The organism is Acidovorax sp., assembly GCF_027492855.1.
Taxonomy (GTDB): Bacteria; Pseudomonadota; Gammaproteobacteria; order Burkholderiales; family Burkholderiaceae_C; genus Acidovorax.
Genome location: NZ_JAPUDY010000026.1, coordinates 58199 through 76392 on the forward strand (window position 1 = coordinate 58199; position 18194 = coordinate 76392).

Sequence of the window (18194 nt, forward strand, 5' to 3'; positions counted from 1 at the left end):
GCCCTTTCCTCTTCACGCCAACCTACGCTGCCACAGCCGCTGCCTTGGAGCACGGACGGCGCCTTCTCTCTGGCAATGCCAGATGTGCGCGGTAAAACCGCTTTTCACTGGGCATCATCAAGGTCACGAACGGATCGGGCTTGGTGATGTAGTCGGCCACCGCCTGAAATCCAGCCACCGTTGCCTCATCTAACTTGTTGAACACCCCCACGCCGCAGTAACTAAAGCGGCTTTTGTAGGGCGCTGCGTTGCAGTTGAAGTACACACCCATGCCGCCAGTAACCACGTTGGACCAATGCTCTCCGATCAGCTTGGCAATGGTCACATCCTGACGCACCATTGCGCCATTGAACAGCATCAGCACATGCATGTGGGCGCCCTTCTGCAGCCCATATTCAAGCTTGACGACATAGCGCAGGTAGCTGGGAAAGTTCGTGGTGATAAAGGCTTTGAGAGCCTCCCAATCAGCAATGATGCGATCCGTCGAGATCGATGAGTGCTCCTTACCGTAGCCAAGGTCCAGGCGTAGGACCATCAGTTTCGGGAAGGCTCGCTTGAAAGCAACGAGACGCTGAACCAGGACAGAGCGCTTTCGCTGATGCTCTCGGCGCACCGTATCGAGGCGTGCCAGGACAAGTTTGTTCTCCAATAGGCCAACCATCTCTGTGACCAGGCGTCGGGCAAGGCTGATGGCCCGCTCTTCGTCAATCAGCAAATCAGGGGCCGTGTGGGAACACAGGCGATCGAACGCCCTAGCGACCCACTGCAGGTAAGGCTGGCGAACCTTCGCGAGGCGATCATGAGCACCCTGCCATGTCTGACCCACCAGCAGGCTTGCGAAGCCAGAGGCAGTCCGTTCTCCAAGAGCACTTAGCCTATTTCCAACCATAAGCTTGCGCTTATTGCTTTTGCACTTCACTGCAGCTTCATGAATCTCAGCCAGCCACCGAATCTCGATCTCCACTATTGATCGTGATTTCTGCCCATCGCAGAGTTGGTGATCTATTGCGTTGATCACAATACCTGGCGACAATGAGGAATGTAAAGCATTCTCAAAGCTGAGCTCCAACCCCTCCTGAAGAGGAAATTTAACACTTGCATTTAGTGATTCTTTAGCAGAGTCATCAGCCATTCTCATCTGACCATTAGCACTCACACGGCCATCGTCTATTACTTTAATAATATTCATAACATACAATCCCAGAAAATTAATCAAGACTATCAAAATAGTCCACCAAATAGTCTAAGGAATTACGAAGAAAATTCCAAAATTGGTAGCGTCAATACTAATTTTCATCAAATCACTTACATCCGAAACTGTGTTCAAGCGCCCCTTCCAAAAGGACACAGGACGCCTGAGCATGGCCAAAAGAGCTGCTAAAGCTGCTAATAGCGGCTTTAGCAACGCCCTATCGACTAGATGTAGCCCCAATGAAGCACGATAACCGTTCTGCGTCCACGCTGCTCGGTGTGGACACGGTTCAACCAACAAAGATTATTGATAGCCATCCACATCTTTTCCTTGTTGCGTATCCTGTTCGGTCCATACTGTTTAAGGTTATTAATATCCACCTCCGTGCGGCGCGTGGTCCGCTGATACCGAATCAAGTATTCCTCAAGCAGTTGCCCGTACATAGCAGCGTTCTCCATAGGATCGTATGGCGTGGATATTTCTTTCATTTCATCCACAAAAAACTGGCAAATATCCCGAGCGGCCTGAAGGGTATCAACGTCAATTTCAGTGGTTCCATTGCAGAAATATTGCAGAAGGGCCGCTACTCTTGAAACGTTTTCCGCGATCTTCGAGGCAAAACCAGGGATATCGTGAAAGAACCGCCCGGGCTGCAAATCCGACTCAATAGCCCTAGCCCTGTCGTACCAAACCTGTGCGGCTTCAGGGGTATAAGTGACCACCTTTCGAGGCCTGCGCTCTTTAATCGCGGCAACGCTTTCCTCCAGTAATTCAGCAGTCCGGGCGTGGAAGGCCTCAAGCGCTTGGGTGGACTCGGCAGTTGCCACGGTGACCTCCCTCTCACCTTGGCGAGAAATCGGCTCGCACAACAGCATGCGAGAGGTGAGCCCCATCTTCACAGCCATACCGTCGTTGCGACGGATGAACTCGTCGTAGACAGCGCGCTGCGTCATGATGGAGAACGTCAAATGAGGACTCTGGAGGCAAAGGCCTCCCGTCGTGATACGGTCGACTCGCATAAGCTCCGGCGCTTGCCACAGCTCCGTGAGCGAGCCCAAGTGCTGCATTACCCGACTGTTCGCAATGATCGCGCCCTCCGCACTGATAAGCCCCGCGGAGGGCCAGACATCGCGCAAATTCCTCAATAGAGCCTCGATGGTTGTATTGTGATAAAGCCATCGGGGATGGATCTCCATCACTGGCTTGGTGCCGCGATGCTCAGCAATCGCCTCTTCCAAGCCTGTGCAGTCTTTGCCCGCCTTCACAACTTGCGCCAAGTCCGCCTTTAACTGTTTCAGTCGAATCAGCCACACTGTGAAGGCAGCTTCATGACGGTCCTTCAGCGCCGCGCGGAGTGCTTCAGCGAGTATTTCCCGATCGACGATGGGTTGGAAAAATAGCTTGTCAGTGGCGCTCTTGCGCTCCCCCGACATGGCGATTACCCAAAAGAACAGATTCACAGGCGACAGGAAACCAGGGGGAGACCTGACGTCGATCACTCCTTGACAGCACAGCGCCATAGCAGTCAGCGCAGAGACCAAGGCGATCTCTATCGGCGCTTGAGTTTGAAGGTCAGCGGCGTGAACTGCATGCCGTAGGAGCTTCGGGGCCATTTCAAGATGGACTTTCGGGTGGTACTTTCGCTCGTACATTTTTCAATCCTCAGGTGGCCCGCCGCTTGGAAAGCAAACGGGCAAGTTGCCGGTACATGCGCTAGCTCGCATTTCCGGATAGCTGGATCTCTGCGCGAATTAAGAAACTCCGCAGTTGGTATCGGCAGTACCGTGGACATCGACGGCAGCCAATGAACTCCCCTCTTCAACTCAAGCTCATGCTTGCGCCCATGCGTTGGATGTACAGATCCGACGCGGCCGGCGATTCGTCAGAACGCACGAACTTCTTCGCCTTGCCCAGAGCTTTGGCATGCAAAGCTCCGCCAGCCCACAGTCGATGGGGCAGGTACGTCGGGACGGAGGAAAAGAGAGCGCGCTACGGAGCGCGTTGACGAGAGTCGATCCAGGCCTGTACGTCATCGGCACGCCAACGCACAGAGGAGCGTGGGCCTGCGTTCAGGCGTATGGGGCGGGGGAAGTCAGAGTGCGGTTGATCGCCACGCTGCTGGAGTTGCGCATAGATAGTAGAACGCGAAATGCCAAGAATTTTGGCGACTTCACTAACGCGCAAAAGGGAGGTGAGTCTGGAGCGCCGACCGTCGTGCTCAGCATGAGGGCAGTTTTCACAACTAGCCGCAAACGCCGCATCTGGCAACGCTTCAATGTCTTTGCCAACAGGCAAAGCCGAGGCGGGAACTCTCACAGCGAGTACAGAGCCAACGCTGAGTGGGACACTATTACGAGAGCCCAAAGATGAACTTACACAAACCATAGGGACGAACTCCAACAACGCCAATAAAGACGAGTTCGTCCCCCTTGTGTGGACGTTTTTCAAACGTTTTCGGAGCCTTCCGGCCCTTTGTGTCCGGAGTATTGGCCTGTGCCTTGAAGACACACCTGAACGTCTGCTCAACGAGCTTTCATCTTAAAAGGATAGACCCCAGGAAGTCAAGAGAGATTGAGATGTCGACCCAGCGCCTGTTGATGAAGCTCTGCTGCAAACGGAAGCAGGCACGTCGGGTTTAAGTCCAGTACCGTCCAACCAGATCCATCGCAATGCGAGCCATTGATGGTGTAAAGATTGGTAGATAGAAACAAAAAAGCGCCCCGAAAGGCGCTTGTTTGCTTGCTTACTGGCGGAGAGGGTGGGATTCGAACCCACGGTAGTATTGCTACTACGCCTGATTTCGAGTCAGGTACATTCGACCACTCTGCCACCTCTCCTGTGTGTCGAAGCCTGCGATTATAGCAGGATTTGGACGACAAACGCTCGGCCAATACGCCTCCCAGAAGGCCCCTCGACGGGCCATGGAAATCACCCGCACCTGTGCGCCGTCCAGCTGCGTCTTGACGCAAGTCATTGGTGAACAAAGAGCCCGGTGGCACGATCTTGCGCAGCCAGCAGTCTCTGCGCGCCAAAGACACATCGCCTCTCTTCACTATTTCCAAGGATATTTACCATGCGATTCGCACACATCGTCGTTGCCGCTTCTGTGTTTGCTGCTGGCTCCGCCATTGCAGGCCCGTGTGATCTCGAGATCGAGAGCACGGACGCCATGAAATTCAGCAAGGAAAGCCTGAGCGTGCCCGCCAGCTGCAAAAAGGTCACGCTGAAGCTGGTACACACGGGCAAGCTGCCCAAGGCCGCCATGGGCCATAACTGGGTGTTGGTCAAAGCGTCCGACATGCAGGCCGTGGCCAATGATGGGATCCCGGCCGGCGCGGACAAGGGCTATCTCAAGCCCGGTGATGCCCGCGTGCTGGCGGCCACCAAGCTGATCGGCGGCGGCGAGAGCGACACCGTCAGCTTCGATGCGTCGAAGCTCAAGGTGGGCGAGGCCTACAGCTTCTTCTGTTCGTTCCCCGGCCACATCGGGTTGATGAAGGGCAAGTTCGCGGTGACCAAATAACCGCGTTGGGGTGCCTGAATACTGCCGCGCCGCTCGCGCCCTTCCATCAGGAACCGAGCCCGCCAGCGCAGCAAATGGCATCCCTCATCACATCAACCGCCGTCGGCAACGGGCGCCACCACGAACCTTATGGCGCCAACACCGCCATGCCGCCCAGATAGGGACGCAGCACTTCAGGCACCGTCACGCTGCCGTCGGCCTGCTGGTAGTTTTCGAGCACTGCCACCAGCGTGCGGCCCACGGCCAGGCCGGAGCCGTTCAGGGTGTGGACCAGTTCGTTCTTGCCCTGGGCGTTCTTGAAGCGGGCCTGCAGACGGCGGGACTGGAAGGCTTCGCAGTTGCTCACCGAGCTGATCTCGCGGTAGGTGTTCTGCGCAGGCAGCCACACTTCCAGGTCATAGGTCTTGGCGGCGCCAAAGCCCATGTCGCCGGTGCACAGGCTCATCACGCGGTACGGCAGGCCCAGCTTTTGCAGCACGGCCTCGGCGTGGCGGGTCATGTCTTCCAGCGCTTCGTAGCTCTTGTCGGGGTGCGTGATCTGCACCATCTCGACCTTGTCGAACTGGTGCTGGCGGATCATGCCGCGCGTGTCGCGGCCATAGCTGCCCGCTTCAGAGCGAAAGCAGGGCGTGTGGGCTGTGAGCTTGATGGGCAGCTCGGCCTCGGCCACCACCACATCGCGCACAAAGTTGGTCAGCGGCACTTCGCTGGTGGGGATGAGGTACAGCGCCGCGTTGTCGGGCACAGGCTCGCCGTCCTGGCCGCCCTTTTTGGCCGCGAACAAATCACCCTCGAACTTGGGCAACTGGCCGGTGCCCTTGAGCGAGTCGGCATTCACGGCGTAGGGCACGTAGCACTCGGTGTAGCCGTGCTCCTGTGTCTGCACATCCAGCATGAACTGGCTGAGCGCACGGTGCAGGCGGGCGATCGGGCCCTTCATCACCGTGAAGCGCGAGCCCGAGAGCTTGACGCCCATGTCGAAATCGAGGCCCAGCGGGGTGCCCACATCGACGTGGTCTTTCACCTCGAAGGCGAAGGTGGCGGGCGAACCCCAGCGGCGCACTTCCACGTTGCCCGACTCGTCCGAGCCCACGGGCACGGATTCGTGCGGCAGGTTGGGCACGGCCGCCAGCATGGCCTGCAGTTCGGCCTGGATCTGCTCGAGGCGGGCGGCGGATTGCTCCAGCTCGACCTTGCCTGCGGCCACCTGGGCCTTGATGGCCTCGGCGCCGTCCTTGTCGCCCCGGCTCATCAGCATGCCGACCTGCTTGGACAACTGGTTACGCTGGGCTTGTAGCTCTTCGGTGCGGGTCTGCAGGGTCTTGCGCTCGGACTCCAGGGCCTGGAAGGCGGCAACGTCCAGGAAGGCTTGGGGCTTTTTGCGGGTTTCCAGGCGCGCGATGGCGGTGTCGAGGTCTTTGCGGAGGAGAAGAATATCTAGCATTGTGGGATTTTAAAGGGGTGGTCGGTCTCGGCTCAGGCGAGGCTTGCAGGGTCGAAGTTGGCGCCGCACAGGATCAGGGCCACCGTCTCCTGCGGCTGGGGCTTGTAGGCGCCTGTTTGCAGGGCCGCCAGGCCCAGCGCGGCAGCGGGTTCCACGGCCAGTTTCAGTTCTTTCCACAGCCACAGCTGGGCTGCACGGATGGCCTCGTCGGGCAGCAGCAGTGCGTCGTGTACGTGGCGCTGGCTGATCTCCCAGCCAATGGCGCCGATGCGGCGCGCGCCCAGCGAGTCGGCGGCCACGCCGCTCACCGCCACATCCACCGGCTGGCCTGCAGCGCGGGCGGCGTGCAGGGTGGGCGCGCGTTCGGGCTCCAGCGCGACCACGTGGGCGCGGCTCTCCACCCAGGCGGCCACGCCGCCGATGAGGCCGCCACCGCCCACGCTGACCAGCACGCTGTCGGGCAGACGGCCGCCCTGCTCTTCCATCTCCAGCGCCAAGGTGCCCGCACCGGCCACCACCTCGGGCTGGTCGTAGGCATGGGCCTGCAGCGCGCCGGTGGTCTTCTGGCGGGCCACGCAGGCTTCGAATGCTTCGGAATATGCAGCGCCCGTCACCACCACCTCAGCCCCCAGCGTGCGCAGGCGGGCGCGCTTGGCCTCGGGCGAGACTTCGGGCACAAACACCTCGCAGCGCACGCCCAGCGCCTGGGCGGCGGCGGCCACGGCAATGCCCGCATTGCCGCCGGAGGCGATGATCACGCCGCTGTCGGGCACGGGGTTGGCCAGCAAGCGGTACAACATGCCGCGCGCCTTGAAGCTGCCGCCCACCTGCAGGTGCTCCAGCTTGAGCCAGACCTCGCCGCAGTCCACGCCCAGGGATCGGCCGGACACGCGCATCAACGGCGTGGTGCGCAAAAAGTCGGGCTGGGTGGCCAATTGGCGGCGGGCGGCGGCAATGGCGGCGCGGTCGATCATGCAAGGACTCCGTGGGGCAGAAAAAAGGAAAGGGCCAGTGTAGGGGCTGCCCGCAACACACCAATACAACAGCCGCTGCAGGCGCGCCCGGCAACTGCCGATAACATGGGATGGCTCAGCCCCCAGCGAACGCCTTTCGCGGGCCTGCCTGCAGGAGGAAAACATGTTCTTTGTCTTCGGCCCGTCGGGGCAGATGTACCGGGGCGGCCCCGAAAACCTGTCGCACATCTCGCCCGTGCGGCGCGTGCAAAGGCCCCAGGCGCTGCGCACCCGTGCGCTGGACGCGCAGGGCGAGCCCGCGCCCGCCTTCCAGGCCCCGCCCCGCCCGGCGGCGGACGAAGCCGCCCCACCGCCGCCCGTGGTCAACCTGCGCATGCACGACGCCGTGAGCGCCTACGCGCAGACCGAGCAAGGCCCTCAACTGGCGCGCCAGCCCCTGACCCGCGTCAGCGACGTGATGACCCCCGGCGCGCTCAGCGTGCAGCCGAATGCGCGCGTGAACGATGCCTGGCAAACCCTGGCCGAGCACAAGGTGGCGCAGGCCCCGGTGGTAGATGCGCTGGGCCGCGTGATTGGCCTGCTGCTGCGTGCCGACATGGCGCCGCTCGACCTGCTGCCCGAGCCCGGCGCAGTGAAGCAGGCCATCGACCTGGCGCGCCGCCCGGTGGCCGAGGTGATGGTGAGCCCCGTACCCACGGTATCGGCCGACACGGAACTGCGCCGCGTGGCCGCCGTGCTGCTGGATACCGGCCTGCCGGGCCTGCCGGTGACGGACGAGGTGGGCGTGCTCTCCGGCTTTATCTCGCGCACCGACATCCTGCGCGCGGTGGCGGCCGACCCACCACTGGACCTGTGGAGCGGGCCAGCAATGCCGCTATGACAGCATGTATCGGGAATTTGAATAAAAATAACTGCTAGCGCTTGATAGATAAGCACTAGCAGCTATTAATTTTATAGCATTCAGAGCGCTATCGGGCTCCGTCTGCCCTGAAACCCGCTGCCGTCAGTGCGAGCCCAGGCCAGTCTCGGGGGTGCGCTGGCGAATCTCCAGGCCGGTGGCTGCGTCAATCTTGAGCCCCTTGGGCAGCGGGAACTTGATGGTTTCCTCGATGCCCGCCATGCTGCGCACCGACACCGCGCCCAGCGCCTTGATGCGGTCGATAACCTGTTGCACCAGAATTTCGGGCGCCGATGCGCCTGCCGTGAGCCCCACACGCGCCAGGCCGTCGAACCATTCGCCTTTGAGCTCGTCGGCGCTGTCCACCATGTAGGCCGTGGTGCCCAGCTTGGCGGCCAGCTCGCGCAGGCGGTTGCTGTTGGAGCTGGTGGGGCTGCCCACCACGATCACCACATCCACCTGCGGGCTCAGCACCTTGACGGCGTCCTGCCGGTTCTGGGTGGCGTAGCAGATGTCTTGTTGCTTGGGCTCGCGCACGCTCGGAAAACGCGCGCGCACAGCGGCCGAGATTTCGGCAGCGTCGTCCACCGACAGCGTGGTCTGCGTCACCACGGCCAGTTTTTCCGTCTGTGCGGGCTGCACGCGGGCCACGTCTTCCACGTCTTCCACCAGGTGGATGCCGTGGTCGAGCTGGCCCATGGTGCCCTCGACCTCGGGGTGGCCCTTGTGGCCGATCATGATGAACTCGTAGCCCTCTTTGGCCAGCTTGGCCACCTCGACGTGCACCTTGGTCACCAGCGGGCAGGTCGCGTCAAAAATGCTGAAGCCGCGCGCCACGGCTTCTTGCTGCACGGCCTTGCTCACCCCGTGGGCGCTGAAGACCAGCGTGGCGCCGGGTGGCACGTCCGACAGCTCTTCGATGAAGATCGCTCCCTTGGCCTTGAGGTCGTTCACCACGTAGGTGTTGTGCACGATTTCGTGGCGCACATAGATGGGCGCGCCAAATTTTTGGATGGCGCGCTCCACGATCTCGATGGCGCGGTCCACGCCCGCGCAAAAGCCGCGCGGCTCGGCCAGCAGAATCTCTTGCGGCGACAGCATCACCATCATCACAGGATCCCGATCAACTGCACTTCAAAGGTCACCGGCTGGCCCGCCAGCGGGTGGTTGAAGTCAAACAGCACCGCGCCATCGTCGCGCACCTGCATCACGGCGCCTGCGTAGCTGCCCAACCCGTCGGGCGTGGGGAACTGCACCACATCGCCCACACTGTATTTTTCATCAGGGTCGCCCAGCTCATTCATCAGCTTGCGCGCCACCCATTGCTGCATGTCGGCATTGCGCTCGCCAAAAGCTTCGCCCGCAGGCAACTCAAACGTGGTGCGCGTGCCTTCGGCCAGGCCCAGAAGGCGCTGCTCCACGGCGGGCGACAGCTCGCCCGTGCCCAGCGACAGGGTAGCGGGCTTGTCGGCAAAGGTGTTGATCACATCGCCCGCCGGACCGGCCAGGCGGTAGTGCAGCGTGAGGAAAGAACCCGGCTGAACGGTAGGAAGGGGGGCGGCGATAGTAGTCATGAGAGTCCCGATAAACTGCCCCAATTGTAGAAAACCGGGCAAAGCCCTACGCCCGTTGCCCCCTGACGGGTGTCAAAGACCCTGCTCCATGCCCCTCAAAGACCTGCCCTCCGACGCCCAGCCCCGCGAAAAACTGCTGGCGCGCGGCCCCGCCGCCCTCGCCGATGCCGAGCTGCTGGCCATCCTGCTGCGGACAGGCATCGTGGGCAAAGGCGTGCTGCAGATGGCGCAAGAGCTGCTCGACCCGCCCGGCATCGACCCCGCCACGGGCGCCGTCTCCGGCGGCTTTGGCGGCATTGCCGGGCTGCTGCACACGAGCGCAGCCGACCTTGAGCGCATCAAAGGCCTGGGCCCCGCCAAACGCGCCGAGCTGGTGGCCGTGCTCGAGCTCGCGCGCCGCGCCCTGGCTCAGCAACTGCGCGAGCGCGAGGTGTTCGACTCGCCCAACGCCGTCAGGCACTACCTGCAGTTGCACCTGGCCGCCAAAGGGCACGAGGTGTTTGCCGTGTTGTTCCTCGACGCACAAAACCGGCTGCTGGCGCTGGAGGAGCTGTTTCGCGGCACGCTCACCCAGACCAGCGTGTACCCGCGCGAGGTGGTGCTGCGCGCCCTGCACCACCAAGCCGCCGCCGTGGTGCTGGCCCACAACCACCCCAGCGGCAACGTGCAGCCCAGCCGCGCCGACGAGGCCCTGACCCAGACCCTGAAAAGCACGCTGGCGCTGGTGGATGTGCGTGTGCTCGACCACGTCATCGTGGCGCCGGGCCAGGCACTGTCGATGGCGGAGAAGGGCCTGATATGAAAGCCTCCCGCCTCGCTGCAGCGGCCCTGCTGGCTGTCGTTGCACTGCTGCAGGCATGCGTAGCGCCCGCACCAGAGCCCCAGCCACCCCTGCCGCTGCCCACCCAGGCCTGCCCCTGCCTGCGCCTCATCGGCGAGGCCACGCTGGAGAAGGGCTGGAACTTTGACGGCACCACCGTGGGCGGCCTCTCCGGCATCGACTACGACGCAGCGCAGGACCGCTACATCCTGCTGAGCGACGACCGATCCAACGTAGACCACGCGCGCTTTTACACCGCACGCATCCACTACACCGCCCAAACGCTCGACACGCCGCGATTCACGGGTGTCACCTCCCTGCTCAGCCCCAGCGGCCAGCCCTACCCGCCCAGGCGCCGCGCGCTCGATGGCCTGGATGTACCCGACCCCGAGGCCGTGCGCTGGCTGCCCGGCGGCCAGGCCTTTCTGTGGACCAGCGAGGGCGACTTTGCGCGCGGCTTTGGCCCCGCACTGCGCACGACACGTGCAGCCGATGGCGCGCTGCAGCGCGACCATGCGTTGCCCGAGGCGTTCCAGCCCCGCAGGGCAGCAGGCACCGGCCCGCGCGACAACGCCACACTGGAGGGCCTGGCCCTCATGCCCGACGGCCGCACCGCCTGGGTCGCCATGGAAGGCCCCTGGCTGCAGGATGGCCCACGCGCCACGCCCGCCAACGGCGGCGCGCCGGTGCGCATCACCGCCATCGATGCGGACAACGGCCGGGTGCTGCGCCAGATCGCCTACCAGCCCGACGCCGTGCCGCACAAAAGCCCCCTGCCCGGCGGCTACACCACCAACGGTGTGAGCGAGATCCTGGCAGACGGCCCCAACCACCTGCTGGTGCTGGAGCGCTCCTACACGCTGGGCGTGGGCAATTCGGTCCGGCTGTATCGCATTCCACTGGCCGGTGTCAGCGACACCCTGGGCCTGGCCGCGCTGGCGCCCGGCAACCACACCCCTGCCCCCAAGACCCTGGTGGCCGACTTTGCCCACCTGGGCCTGAAACACATCGACAACATCGAGGCCATGGCCTGGGGGCCGCCGCTGCCCAGCGGGTCGCGTGTGCTGGTTTTTGTGAGCGACGACAACTTCAACCCTGCCCAGGTCACGCAATTCATCGCCGTGGAGTATCTGCAGTAGCAGTAGTCGTAGTAGCCGCCATGATCGTGAAAGCCAAATCGCTGCAAGACCTGAAACCGCTGCGCCAGGCGTTGGCGCAGGCCGCGCAGCGCGAGGCCGAACGCCAGCACCTGCTGCGCGAGGCCCAGCGGCGCAACCAAGCCGAGCGCAACCTGTTTCGTGACGCCGTGGGCACCGTGCAGGCGCTCAAGGGCCAGTACCACGACCGGCACTGGCACAGCCCCGAACCGCCCGAGCCGCTGCCCCTGCAGCATTGGCTGGATGAGGAACGTGTGCTGCAGGAATCCATCAGCGACGATTTCGACGTGAGCACCCTGCTCGACACCGACGACCAGTTGAGCTTTCGACGCCCCGGCATCGGCGTGGAGATCACGCGCCGCCTGCGCTCCGGCCACTGGAGCATTCAGCGCCAGCTCGACCTGCACGGCCTGCGCGTGGACGAGGCCCGCGAGGCGCTGGGCGACTTTATCCGCCACGCCCACAAGACAGGGCTGCGCTGCGTGCGCGTGGTGCACGGCAAAGGGCTGGGCTCGCCCGGCAAGAGCCCCGTGCTCAAAAGCCGCGTGCAGCGCTGGCTGGTGCAAAAGAGCGAGGTGCTGGCCTTTGTGCAGGCCCGGCCCATGGACGGCGGCGCGGGGGCGCTGGTGGTGCTGCTGCAGCCCAGCGGGGGCGCAAGAAGGTGATTGCCGCTGCCGCCGCAGCAGACATGCGTGCGGGCAAATCACACCATTGCGCGCGCCACTACGCGCGCCCTGCCAGCGGCATGCCAGGTCCTATCCCGGCCAACGGCTCGGGCAGGTGCAGGCCATAGCCCTGGCCGTAGTCCACACCCATTTTGGTGAGCTGGGCGGCAATGGCGTCCGTCTCAACAAACTCCGCAATGGTTTGAAGGCCAAGCGCCTGGGACATCCGCACGATCGCCTCGACGAGCGCAGCATCGGCAGCGTCCCGCCCAAGGATCCGCACTAGGCTGCCGTCGATCTTCAGGTAGTCCACCTGCAGATCGCGCAGGTAGGCAAACGAAGAGAACCCGCTGCCAAAGTCGTCCAGCGCGAAGCGGCAGCCCAGCACCTTGAGCCTGCGGATGTAATCCCTGGCCGTTTCGATGCTGCTCATGGCTGCCGATTCTGTGATCTCGAAGCTGATTTGCCGGGCACGGCCCGAAGCGCGCAGCAGCGCCTCCAGGTGGGGCAAATAGTCTTTGTCCATCAGGGTCTGCCCAGACAGGTTGACCGCGTAATCACAATCGGGATGCAGCGGGCTGGCGAGCAGCGTCTCGATCACCCAGCGATCGATTTTCGGCATCAGGTTGAAACGCTCGGCCGCGGTGATGAAGGTCATGGGGCTGACGATGTGCCCCTGGTCATCCAGGCCGCGCAGCAGCACCTCGATATGCCCACGCTGAGCCGGGCGGTGCGGCTGCAGCGAAAACACGCGCTGGCCGTAGAGCAGAAAACGGTTGTCGCGGATGAACTGCGGCAGCCGCACGGCCCATTGCTCCTCCTGGCGCGCTTTGACCAAAAACGGATCGGCCTCTTCATAGACCAGCACTTTGGCGCCCCCAGGTTGTTTGGCCAGGCGGCAGGCCGCGTCGGCGCGGGCGATGGCTTCACGGTGCAGGTCGCCGGGTTGGGCCATGGCCAGTCCGATCGAAGCCCCCAAAAGCATCGGTTGCCCCAACCAGACGAAATGGTGCGCTTCGATGAGTTGCACGATTTCTTGCGCCAGCGGACGGATGGTTTCCAGCGTCGTCTCCCCGCCCATCCAGATGGCGAACTCGTCGCCGCCAAGGCGCGCCACCTGGGCATTTCGCTGCTGGCAGGCGGTGCTGATTTTCTGGGTGAGTTCGACGAGCAGATCGTCACCCGCCGTATGGCCGCACAGGTCGTTGACCAGTTTGAAGCGGTCAAGGTCAACGTAGGCCAGCGCACCACCCAGCGCAAGGTAGGCATTCATGCTTGCGGTCAAGCCGCGCCGGTTGAGCAGGCCGGTCAGCGTGTCGTGCAGGGACTGATGCTCCAGGCTGCGGCTGATGCGCAGGCTGGAGCGGGTGACGCTGAGCCCAAGCGCAAGGCTGATGAGCAGGCTGATCACACCGATGGCCCCCAAAGCCCCCATCAGCCACCGGCGCTGGTGCACCAGGCGGGCGATCGCCTCCTGCTCCTGTTCCTCGGCTTTTTCAACGATGCGATCGAGTTCTTCGGAAAGGGCGTAAGCACTTTGCTTAGCTGGCAACAACCTGGCGTTGGCCTGTTGCGCCGTCAAATCGCCGTTTGCCTTGAGCTCCGGCACCAGCGCTTGCACGCCTTGGCCGTAGGCGGTCAGGGCGCGCTCCAGGGCGGCGGCGTCTATCGCAACGCTGTCTCCGTGCGCCTTGCCCTCCAGGCGGATTTTCTCGACCAGAGCAAGCGCTCGCTCCAGGCTTTCAGCCCAGCGCTTTTCTGCGGTCGCCAAGCCTTGCGCGTCCTCTCGCCCGGCCAGCAGAATGTCTTTTTCAAACCGGCGCAGCTCGCCCACCGTGGACTTGAGCTCCAGCGACTCGATCTGGATGTCCGAAAGATTGACCAGCGTCACGCTCATTTCGCTGTGCATGCGGTGCAAGGTCCAGCCACTGAAACCCAGCTGGAAAAGGATGATGAGCGTCAGGGCCAGAAACCCAACGATGGTCGCGCGGCCAAGCCGCTGAGACTCGTGGTAGAGCATTCACCCACCCTTTCGTTGCAAGGCTGAAACCCTCAGAACGTGTTTGCGATCTCGGCATGGGCGGGCTCCAGGCCCACGAGGTCGCGAAAACGCCCGGTCAAGGCGCCCATGCGCTCTTCGCCGGTATGTGCGTCAGCACCAACCATCAGACAAAACAGGCGCTATCGCTTATCCATCAAGCGCAACATGCTATACAAAATATAGCAACTCATCGCTCAGGTGCTACCGCGCCCTCCACACCCAGCACCATGGGCTGCTTGAGGTCGCCGGTGTTGTGCAGCCCCTCGGGCACCAGGCGCAGGCCGCGGGCCTTGAAGTACAGGTAGCCGTTGACCTGCGACACGGTCACGGTGCCGGCCTTGTCGGCGCTTTTCCAGCCCAGCAGCTTGCCGCCGGACGAGTCCATGAACGACACCGCCGCCGTCTTCTGGGCGGCATTGGGCTTGGCCCCCACCTCATACACGCCGGGGGCGGGCTTGTTGGTGCCGAAATCCATCTCGGTCAACTGCAGTTGCGAGTTGCTGGCGAACACGAAGGACTTGGGGGTCTCCAGGTAATTCAGCCCTGTCTTCATGGCGTAGCGCTTGCCCGCCGCGCCCGCAACCTCGGCGCGCACCTCGCCAAAGTTGTGCCAACCGTTGGGGCCGGCGTAGAGCTTGCTCTTGGGGTTGGTGAAGCGGTCGTCCGAGGCGCTGGGCACGTTGCTCCAGGTGTCACCACCTGCGGGTGACGCGGGCTGGGGCTGGGCCTGCGACAGCATGCAGGCCAGAAGGCCCGTGCAGAAAATCAGGGGGGCTTTCATGGCTGGGGCACCTTTCGTCAGATCGAGAGGGTGCCCACGGTAGCACCAAGTCTGACGAAGCGCTACCTCCCTGCTTGCAACCGGTTGCTGTCTACCGGTTGCGCATCCAGTCGGCCGTGCCCATGAAGCTCTCCTTCAAGCGGGTGCGCAGCTCGGCGGGCACGCCCGTCTCGCCCATGGCCTGGTCCATGCAGGCCACCCACTGGTCGCGCTCCTTGACGCCGATAGAGAACGGCATGTGCCGCATGCGCAGGCGCGGGTGGCCAAAGCGGCTTTGGTAGTGGTCCGGCCCGCCCAACCAGCCGCAGAGGAACCAGAACAGCTTCTGCCGCGCCTGGCCCAGGTCGCTGCCATGGGCCGCGCGCAGCTCGGCATAGGCGGGCTCCAGGTCCATGAGGTCGTAAAACCGCTCGGTGAGGGCGAGCACGCGCTCTTCGCCGCCGATCCAGTCGAAGGGCGTGGCAGCGGCTGGGGCGGCGGTTGTTTCGCCGGTGTTTGTGTCTACGTCAGAATTCATATAAAAACAGGCTCTAGCGCTTATATATCAAGCGCTAGCAGCTATCAAATTCATATCAATTGATGGTACGGGGCGTACTTACTCTGCGGCGCGGCGCAGCGTATCCACCACAGGGCGCAGCAGCACCTCGCGCAGGCCCCACCAGCCAGCCGCCAGCGCCAGCACCGCACCGGCCACGGCGCCTGCCAGGGGCACCCAGGGCGCGGCTGTCCAGGTGAAGTCGAACACGTAGCGCGCCAGCGCCCAGCCCACGCCCACCGCCACCGCGCTGGCCAGAAAACCTGCCAGCAGGCCCACGCCCACCAGTTCGGCCCGCTGCACCTGGCGCAGCAGGCTGGCGCGGGCGCCCACGGCGCGCATGATGGCGTACTCGCGGGCGCGCTCCTCGCGCGTGGCGGTGACGGCGGCAAACAGCACCACCAGCCCGGCGGCGAGCGTGAACGCGAACAGAAATTCCACCGCACGGATCACCTGCTCCAAAACCCGCTGCACCTGGGCAATGGTGGCGCCCATGTCCACGTTGGTGATGTTGGGAAACTGGCGCACCAGGGCGTTGTCAAAGCCATGCGCCTCAGGCGCGCGGTAGGCCGCCAGGTAAGTGACCGGTGCGTTCTTCACCTCGGCCACCGGGTACATCACAAAGAAGTTGGCGCGCATGGAGCCCCAGTCCACCTTGCGCAGGCTGGTGACACGCGCTTCGTTCTGCATGCCCCCCATGTCGAACGTCAGGCGGTCGCCCATCTGCAGGCCCAGCGTCTGGGCAATGCCCTCCTCGACGCTGATGGCGCCCTCTTCGCCCGGCGTCCACGCCCCGGCCACGACCTGGTTGTGGGCCGGGGCCTCCACCGCGTTGGAAAGGTTGAACTCGCGGTCCACCAGGCGCTTGGCGCGGTCGTCGGCGTAGCTGTCGGGGCCCACGGGCTGGCCGTTCACAGCCACCAGGCGACCACGGATCATGGGATACCAGTCGTAGCGGGCCACGCCGCCGTCCTTGAGCGTTTGCTGGAAGGCCTCGGACTGGTCGGGCATCACGTTGATGACGAAGCGGTTGGGCGCATCGGGCGGGGTGGCCTTGCGCCAACTGTCCACCAGGTCGGTGCGCAGCAGCACCAGCAGCACCAGGGCCAGCAGCCCCACGGCCAGGCTGCTGACCTGCACCACGGCATAGGCCGGGCGCGCCGAGATCTGCCGCGTGGCCAGCACCAGCCAGCGCGGCGCGGTACTTTCATTCACGCTCTTTCTGAGCAGCTTGACGGCCACCCACGACAGCCCCGCAAACAATGCCACCGCCCCGGCAAAGCCACCCACGGCGATCAGGCCCAGCTTGATGTCGCTGCTCACCGTCAGCAGCAGCGCGGCAAACCCCGCAATGCCCACGCCCAACACAGCCAGCGAGGCGGGCTTGAGCCCGCCCACGTCACGCCGGATCACGCGCAGCGGCGGCACCTGGGCCAGTTGCAGCACGGGCGGCAGGCCAAAGGCGAACAACAGCGTAAGCCCCATGCCCACACCAAACGCCACGGGCCACAGGCTGGGCGGCGGCAGGGCCGACTCGACCAGGCCCGCCAGCAGCAGCACAAAGGCGTGGTGCACCGCGTAGCCGAGCAGCACGCCCAGCGCGCTGGCAAACAGCCCCACCAGCGCGAATTCGGTGGTGTAGGCACCCGCAATGGTGCGCTGGCTCTGGCCCAGCACGCGCAGCATGGCCGAGGCATCGAGGTGCTCGGCCGCAAAGCCGCGCGCGGCCAGCGCCACGGCCACGGCCGACAGCAGCGCGGCCAGCAGGGCCACCAGGCTCAGGAATTTTTGCGCACGGTCCAGCGTCTGGCGCATCTCGGGGCGGCCGCTGTCGAGCGACTCCACCCGCACGCCGTGCACCTCGGGTTTCTTGGCCTCGACCGCCGCCCACTCGCTGAACGCCTTGACGGCGGGCGCGGGGCCGATCACGGCGAAGCGGTGGGTGAGGCGGCTGGCGGGCTGCACCAGGCCCGTGGCGGGCAGGTCGCTCTCATTGACCATCACGCGCGGCGCAAAGTTCATGAAGCCCGCACCCCGGTCGGGCTCGATGACGATGATGCGCGCGATGCGCAGTTGCGCATCGCCCAGCAGCAGTTTGTCGCCCATGGCGAGGTTCAGCGATTCAAGCAGGGGGGCATCCACCCACACCTCACCCGGCGCGGGGATGTCGCGCGTAGGCTGCTCCAGCGCGCCGGGGGCATCGGCCACCGTGAGGCTGCCACGCAGCGGGTAGCCCGGCTGCACGCTCTTGAGCGCCACCAGTTTGCTGGCACCGCCCTGCGCGTCGCTGGCGCGGCCCATGGTGGGGAAACCCAGCGTGGTCACCGACTGCAGCCCCAGCGCCTTGGCGCGGTCCACAAACGGCGCCGGGGTCGGGTTGTCGCTGGCCACCACCGCATCGCCACCCAGCAGTTGCAAGGCATCGCGCTGCAGTCCGCCCTGCAGGCGGTCGGCAAAAAAGCCCACCGAGGTGAGCGCCGCCACCGCCAGCGTGACAGCCACGATCAGCAAGCGCAGCTCGCCCGCGCGCAGGTCCCGGGCCAGGGTACGCCAGCCAAGGCGCAAAAATGACAGATTCATGGCATGGAAC

At 63.9% G+C, this 18194-nt stretch carries 16 protein-coding genes and 1 tRNA gene; 5 read left to right on the plus strand and 12 right to left on the minus strand.

Going from position 1 to position 18194, the window contains the following annotated elements:
- Nucleotides 1–22 precede the first annotated feature (22 nt).
- The 4 genes from Q0105_RS04945 to Q0105_RS04960 all read right to left on the minus strand — a co-directional run bounded on the left by Q0105_RS04945 (nucleotide 23) and on the right by Q0105_RS04960 (nucleotide 4029).
- Nucleotides 23–1189, minus strand: coding sequence for an inovirus-type Gp2 protein (locus Q0105_RS04945; protein WP_298209343.1), 1167 nt, complete (start codon nucleotides 1187–1189; stop codon nucleotides 23–25).
- 227 nt (nucleotides 1190–1416) lie between these two features.
- Nucleotides 1417–2844 carry a YfjI family protein gene (locus Q0105_RS04950; protein WP_298209345.1) on the minus strand — a complete coding sequence of 476 codons (1428 nt, stop codon included), beginning with the start codon at nucleotides 2842–2844 and terminating at the stop codon, nucleotides 1417–1419.
- Between the two features lie 337 nt (nucleotides 2845–3181).
- Nucleotides 3182–3577 (minus strand): AlpA family phage regulatory protein, encoded by a 396-nt coding sequence (locus tag Q0105_RS04955; protein WP_298209422.1) that lies wholly within the window; start codon nucleotides 3575–3577, stop codon nucleotides 3182–3184.
- 362 nt (nucleotides 3578–3939) lie between these two features.
- A tRNA-Ser gene (locus tag Q0105_RS04960) sits at nucleotides 3940–4029 on the minus strand.
- Between the two features lie 236 nt (nucleotides 4030–4265).
- Here Q0105_RS04960 and azu point away from each other — a divergent pair.
- Nucleotides 4266–4715, plus strand: a complete 450-nt coding sequence (gene azu / locus Q0105_RS04965; RefSeq protein WP_298209347.1) for an azurin — start codon at nucleotides 4266–4268, stop codon at nucleotides 4713–4715.
- Between the two features lie 127 nt (nucleotides 4716–4842).
- Here the strand turns inward: azu and serS are convergent, their stop codons facing one another.
- Together serS and Q0105_RS04975 are read right to left on the minus strand one after the other, a co-directional pair.
- Complete coding sequence (gene serS, locus Q0105_RS04970) at nucleotides 4843–6159, minus strand: serine--tRNA ligase (protein WP_298209349.1); 1317 nt, start codon at nucleotides 6157–6159, stop codon at nucleotides 4843–4845.
- Between the two features lie 32 nt (nucleotides 6160–6191).
- The gene (locus Q0105_RS04975) at nucleotides 6192–7133 is read right to left on the minus strand and encodes a threonine/serine dehydratase (RefSeq protein ID WP_298209351.1); all 942 of its coding nucleotides are present in this window, start codon (nucleotides 7131–7133) and stop codon (nucleotides 6192–6194) included.
- Between the two features lie 163 nt (nucleotides 7134–7296).
- Between Q0105_RS04975 and Q0105_RS04980 the strand changes: the two genes are divergently transcribed.
- A complete protein-coding gene (locus Q0105_RS04980) occupies nucleotides 7297–8013 on the plus strand; it encodes a CBS domain-containing protein (RefSeq protein ID WP_298209353.1) in 717 nt (238 codons plus the stop codon).
- Nucleotides 8014–8136: 123 nt separating this feature from the next.
- Here the strand turns inward: Q0105_RS04980 and ispH are convergent, their stop codons facing one another.
- Together ispH and Q0105_RS04990 are read right to left on the minus strand one after the other, a co-directional pair.
- Nucleotides 8137–9132: a 4-hydroxy-3-methylbut-2-enyl diphosphate reductase gene (gene ispH, locus Q0105_RS04985; protein ID WP_298209424.1), complete on the minus strand. Its 996-nt coding sequence runs from the start codon at nucleotides 9130–9132 to the stop codon at nucleotides 8137–8139.
- Between the two features lie 8 nt (nucleotides 9133–9140).
- Entirely contained in the window at nucleotides 9141–9605 is a 465-nt protein-coding gene (locus Q0105_RS04990; protein WP_298209355.1) for an FKBP-type peptidyl-prolyl cis-trans isomerase, read from the minus strand.
- An 88-nt stretch (nucleotides 9606–9693) separates the two neighbouring features.
- Between Q0105_RS04990 and radC the strand changes: the two genes are divergently transcribed.
- Genes radC through Q0105_RS05005 form a run of 3 tightly spaced genes read left to right on the plus strand, consistent with a single transcriptional unit; the run spans nucleotide 9694 to nucleotide 12247 of the window.
- Nucleotides 9694–10407, plus strand: a complete 714-nt coding sequence (gene radC / locus Q0105_RS04995; protein WP_298209357.1) for a DNA repair protein RadC — start codon at nucleotides 9694–9696, stop codon at nucleotides 10405–10407.
- Nucleotides 10404–11564: an esterase-like activity of phytase family protein gene (locus Q0105_RS05000; protein ID WP_298209359.1), complete on the plus strand. Its 1161-nt coding sequence runs from the start codon at nucleotides 10404–10406 to the stop codon at nucleotides 11562–11564. Before radC ends, Q0105_RS05000 begins: the two co-directional genes overlap by 4 nt.
- Before the next feature lie 20 nt (nucleotides 11565–11584).
- A complete protein-coding gene (locus Q0105_RS05005; RefSeq protein ID WP_298209361.1) occupies nucleotides 11585–12247 on the plus strand; it encodes a Smr/MutS family protein in 663 nt (220 codons plus the stop codon).
- Between the two features lie 58 nt (nucleotides 12248–12305).
- Here the strand turns inward: Q0105_RS05005 and Q0105_RS05010 are convergent, their stop codons facing one another.
- From Q0105_RS05010 to Q0105_RS05025, 4 genes are all read right to left on the minus strand, one after another.
- Entirely contained in the window at nucleotides 12306–14267 is a 1962-nt protein-coding gene (locus Q0105_RS05010; protein ID WP_298209363.1) for an EAL domain-containing protein, read from the minus strand.
- A 208-nt stretch (nucleotides 14268–14475) separates the two neighbouring features.
- The gene (locus Q0105_RS05015) at nucleotides 14476–15069 is read right to left on the minus strand and encodes a hypothetical protein (RefSeq protein ID WP_298209365.1); all 594 of its coding nucleotides are present in this window, start codon (nucleotides 15067–15069) and stop codon (nucleotides 14476–14478) included.
- 91 nt (nucleotides 15070–15160) lie between these two features.
- Nucleotides 15161–15586: a group II truncated hemoglobin gene (locus tag Q0105_RS05020; protein ID WP_298209367.1), complete on the minus strand. Its 426-nt coding sequence runs from the start codon at nucleotides 15584–15586 to the stop codon at nucleotides 15161–15163.
- Nucleotides 15587–15664: 78 nt separating this feature from the next.
- On the minus strand, nucleotides 15665–18184 hold the full coding sequence (locus tag Q0105_RS05025; protein ID WP_298209369.1) for an FtsX-like permease family protein: 2520 nt from the start codon (nucleotides 18182–18184) through the stop codon (nucleotides 15665–15667).
- Between the last annotated feature and the right edge of the window lie 10 nt (nucleotides 18185–18194).

Excerpts from the sequence above, each read along its gene's own strand:
- Q0105_RS04990 (WP_298209355.1), bottom strand. The coding sequence starts at position 9,605 with ATGACTACTATCGCCGCCCCCCTTCCTACCGTTCAGCCGGGTTCTTTC.
- Q0105_RS05000 (WP_298209359.1), top strand. The coding sequence starts at position 10,404 with ATGAAAGCCTCCCGCCTCGCTGCAGCGGCCCTGCTGGCTGTCGTTGCA.
- azu (WP_298209347.1), top strand. The coding sequence starts at position 4,266 with ATGCGATTCGCACACATCGTCGTTGCCGCTTCTGTGTTTGCTGCTGGC.
- serS (WP_298209349.1), bottom strand. The coding sequence starts at position 6,159 with ATGCTAGATATTCTTCTCCTCCGCAAAGACCTCGACACCGCCATCGCG.
- Q0105_RS04955 (WP_298209422.1), bottom strand. The coding sequence starts at position 3,577 with ATGGTTTGTGTAAGTTCATCTTTGGGCTCTCGTAATAGTGTCCCACTC.
- Q0105_RS04945 (WP_298209343.1), bottom strand. The coding sequence starts at position 1,189 with ATGAATATTATTAAAGTAATAGACGATGGCCGTGTGAGTGCTAATGGT.
- Q0105_RS05020 (WP_298209367.1), bottom strand. The coding sequence starts at position 15,586 with ATGAATTCTGACGTAGACACAAACACCGGCGAAACAACCGCCGCCCCA.
- Q0105_RS04975 (WP_298209351.1), bottom strand. The coding sequence starts at position 7,133 with ATGATCGACCGCGCCGCCATTGCCGCCGCCCGCCGCCAATTGGCCACC.
- radC (WP_298209357.1), top strand. The coding sequence starts at position 9,694 with ATGCCCCTCAAAGACCTGCCCTCCGACGCCCAGCCCCGCGAAAAACTG.
- Q0105_RS05015 (WP_298209365.1), bottom strand. The coding sequence starts at position 15,069 with ATGAAAGCCCCCCTGATTTTCTGCACGGGCCTTCTGGCCTGCATGCTG.
- Q0105_RS04980 (WP_298209353.1), top strand. The coding sequence starts at position 7,297 with ATGTTCTTTGTCTTCGGCCCGTCGGGGCAGATGTACCGGGGCGGCCCC.
- Q0105_RS05010 (WP_298209363.1), bottom strand. The coding sequence starts at position 14,267 with ATGCTCTACCACGAGTCTCAGCGGCTTGGCCGCGCGACCATCGTTGGG.
- Q0105_RS05025 (WP_298209369.1), bottom strand. The coding sequence starts at position 18,184 with ATGAATCTGTCATTTTTGCGCCTTGGCTGGCGTACCCTGGCCCGGGAC.
- Q0105_RS05005 (WP_298209361.1), top strand. The coding sequence starts at position 11,585 with ATGATCGTGAAAGCCAAATCGCTGCAAGACCTGAAACCGCTGCGCCAG.
- Q0105_RS04950 (WP_298209345.1), bottom strand. The coding sequence starts at position 2,844 with ATGTACGAGCGAAAGTACCACCCGAAAGTCCATCTTGAAATGGCCCCG.
- ispH (WP_298209424.1), bottom strand. The coding sequence starts at position 9,132 with ATGCTGTCGCCGCAAGAGATTCTGCTGGCCGAGCCGCGCGGCTTTTGC.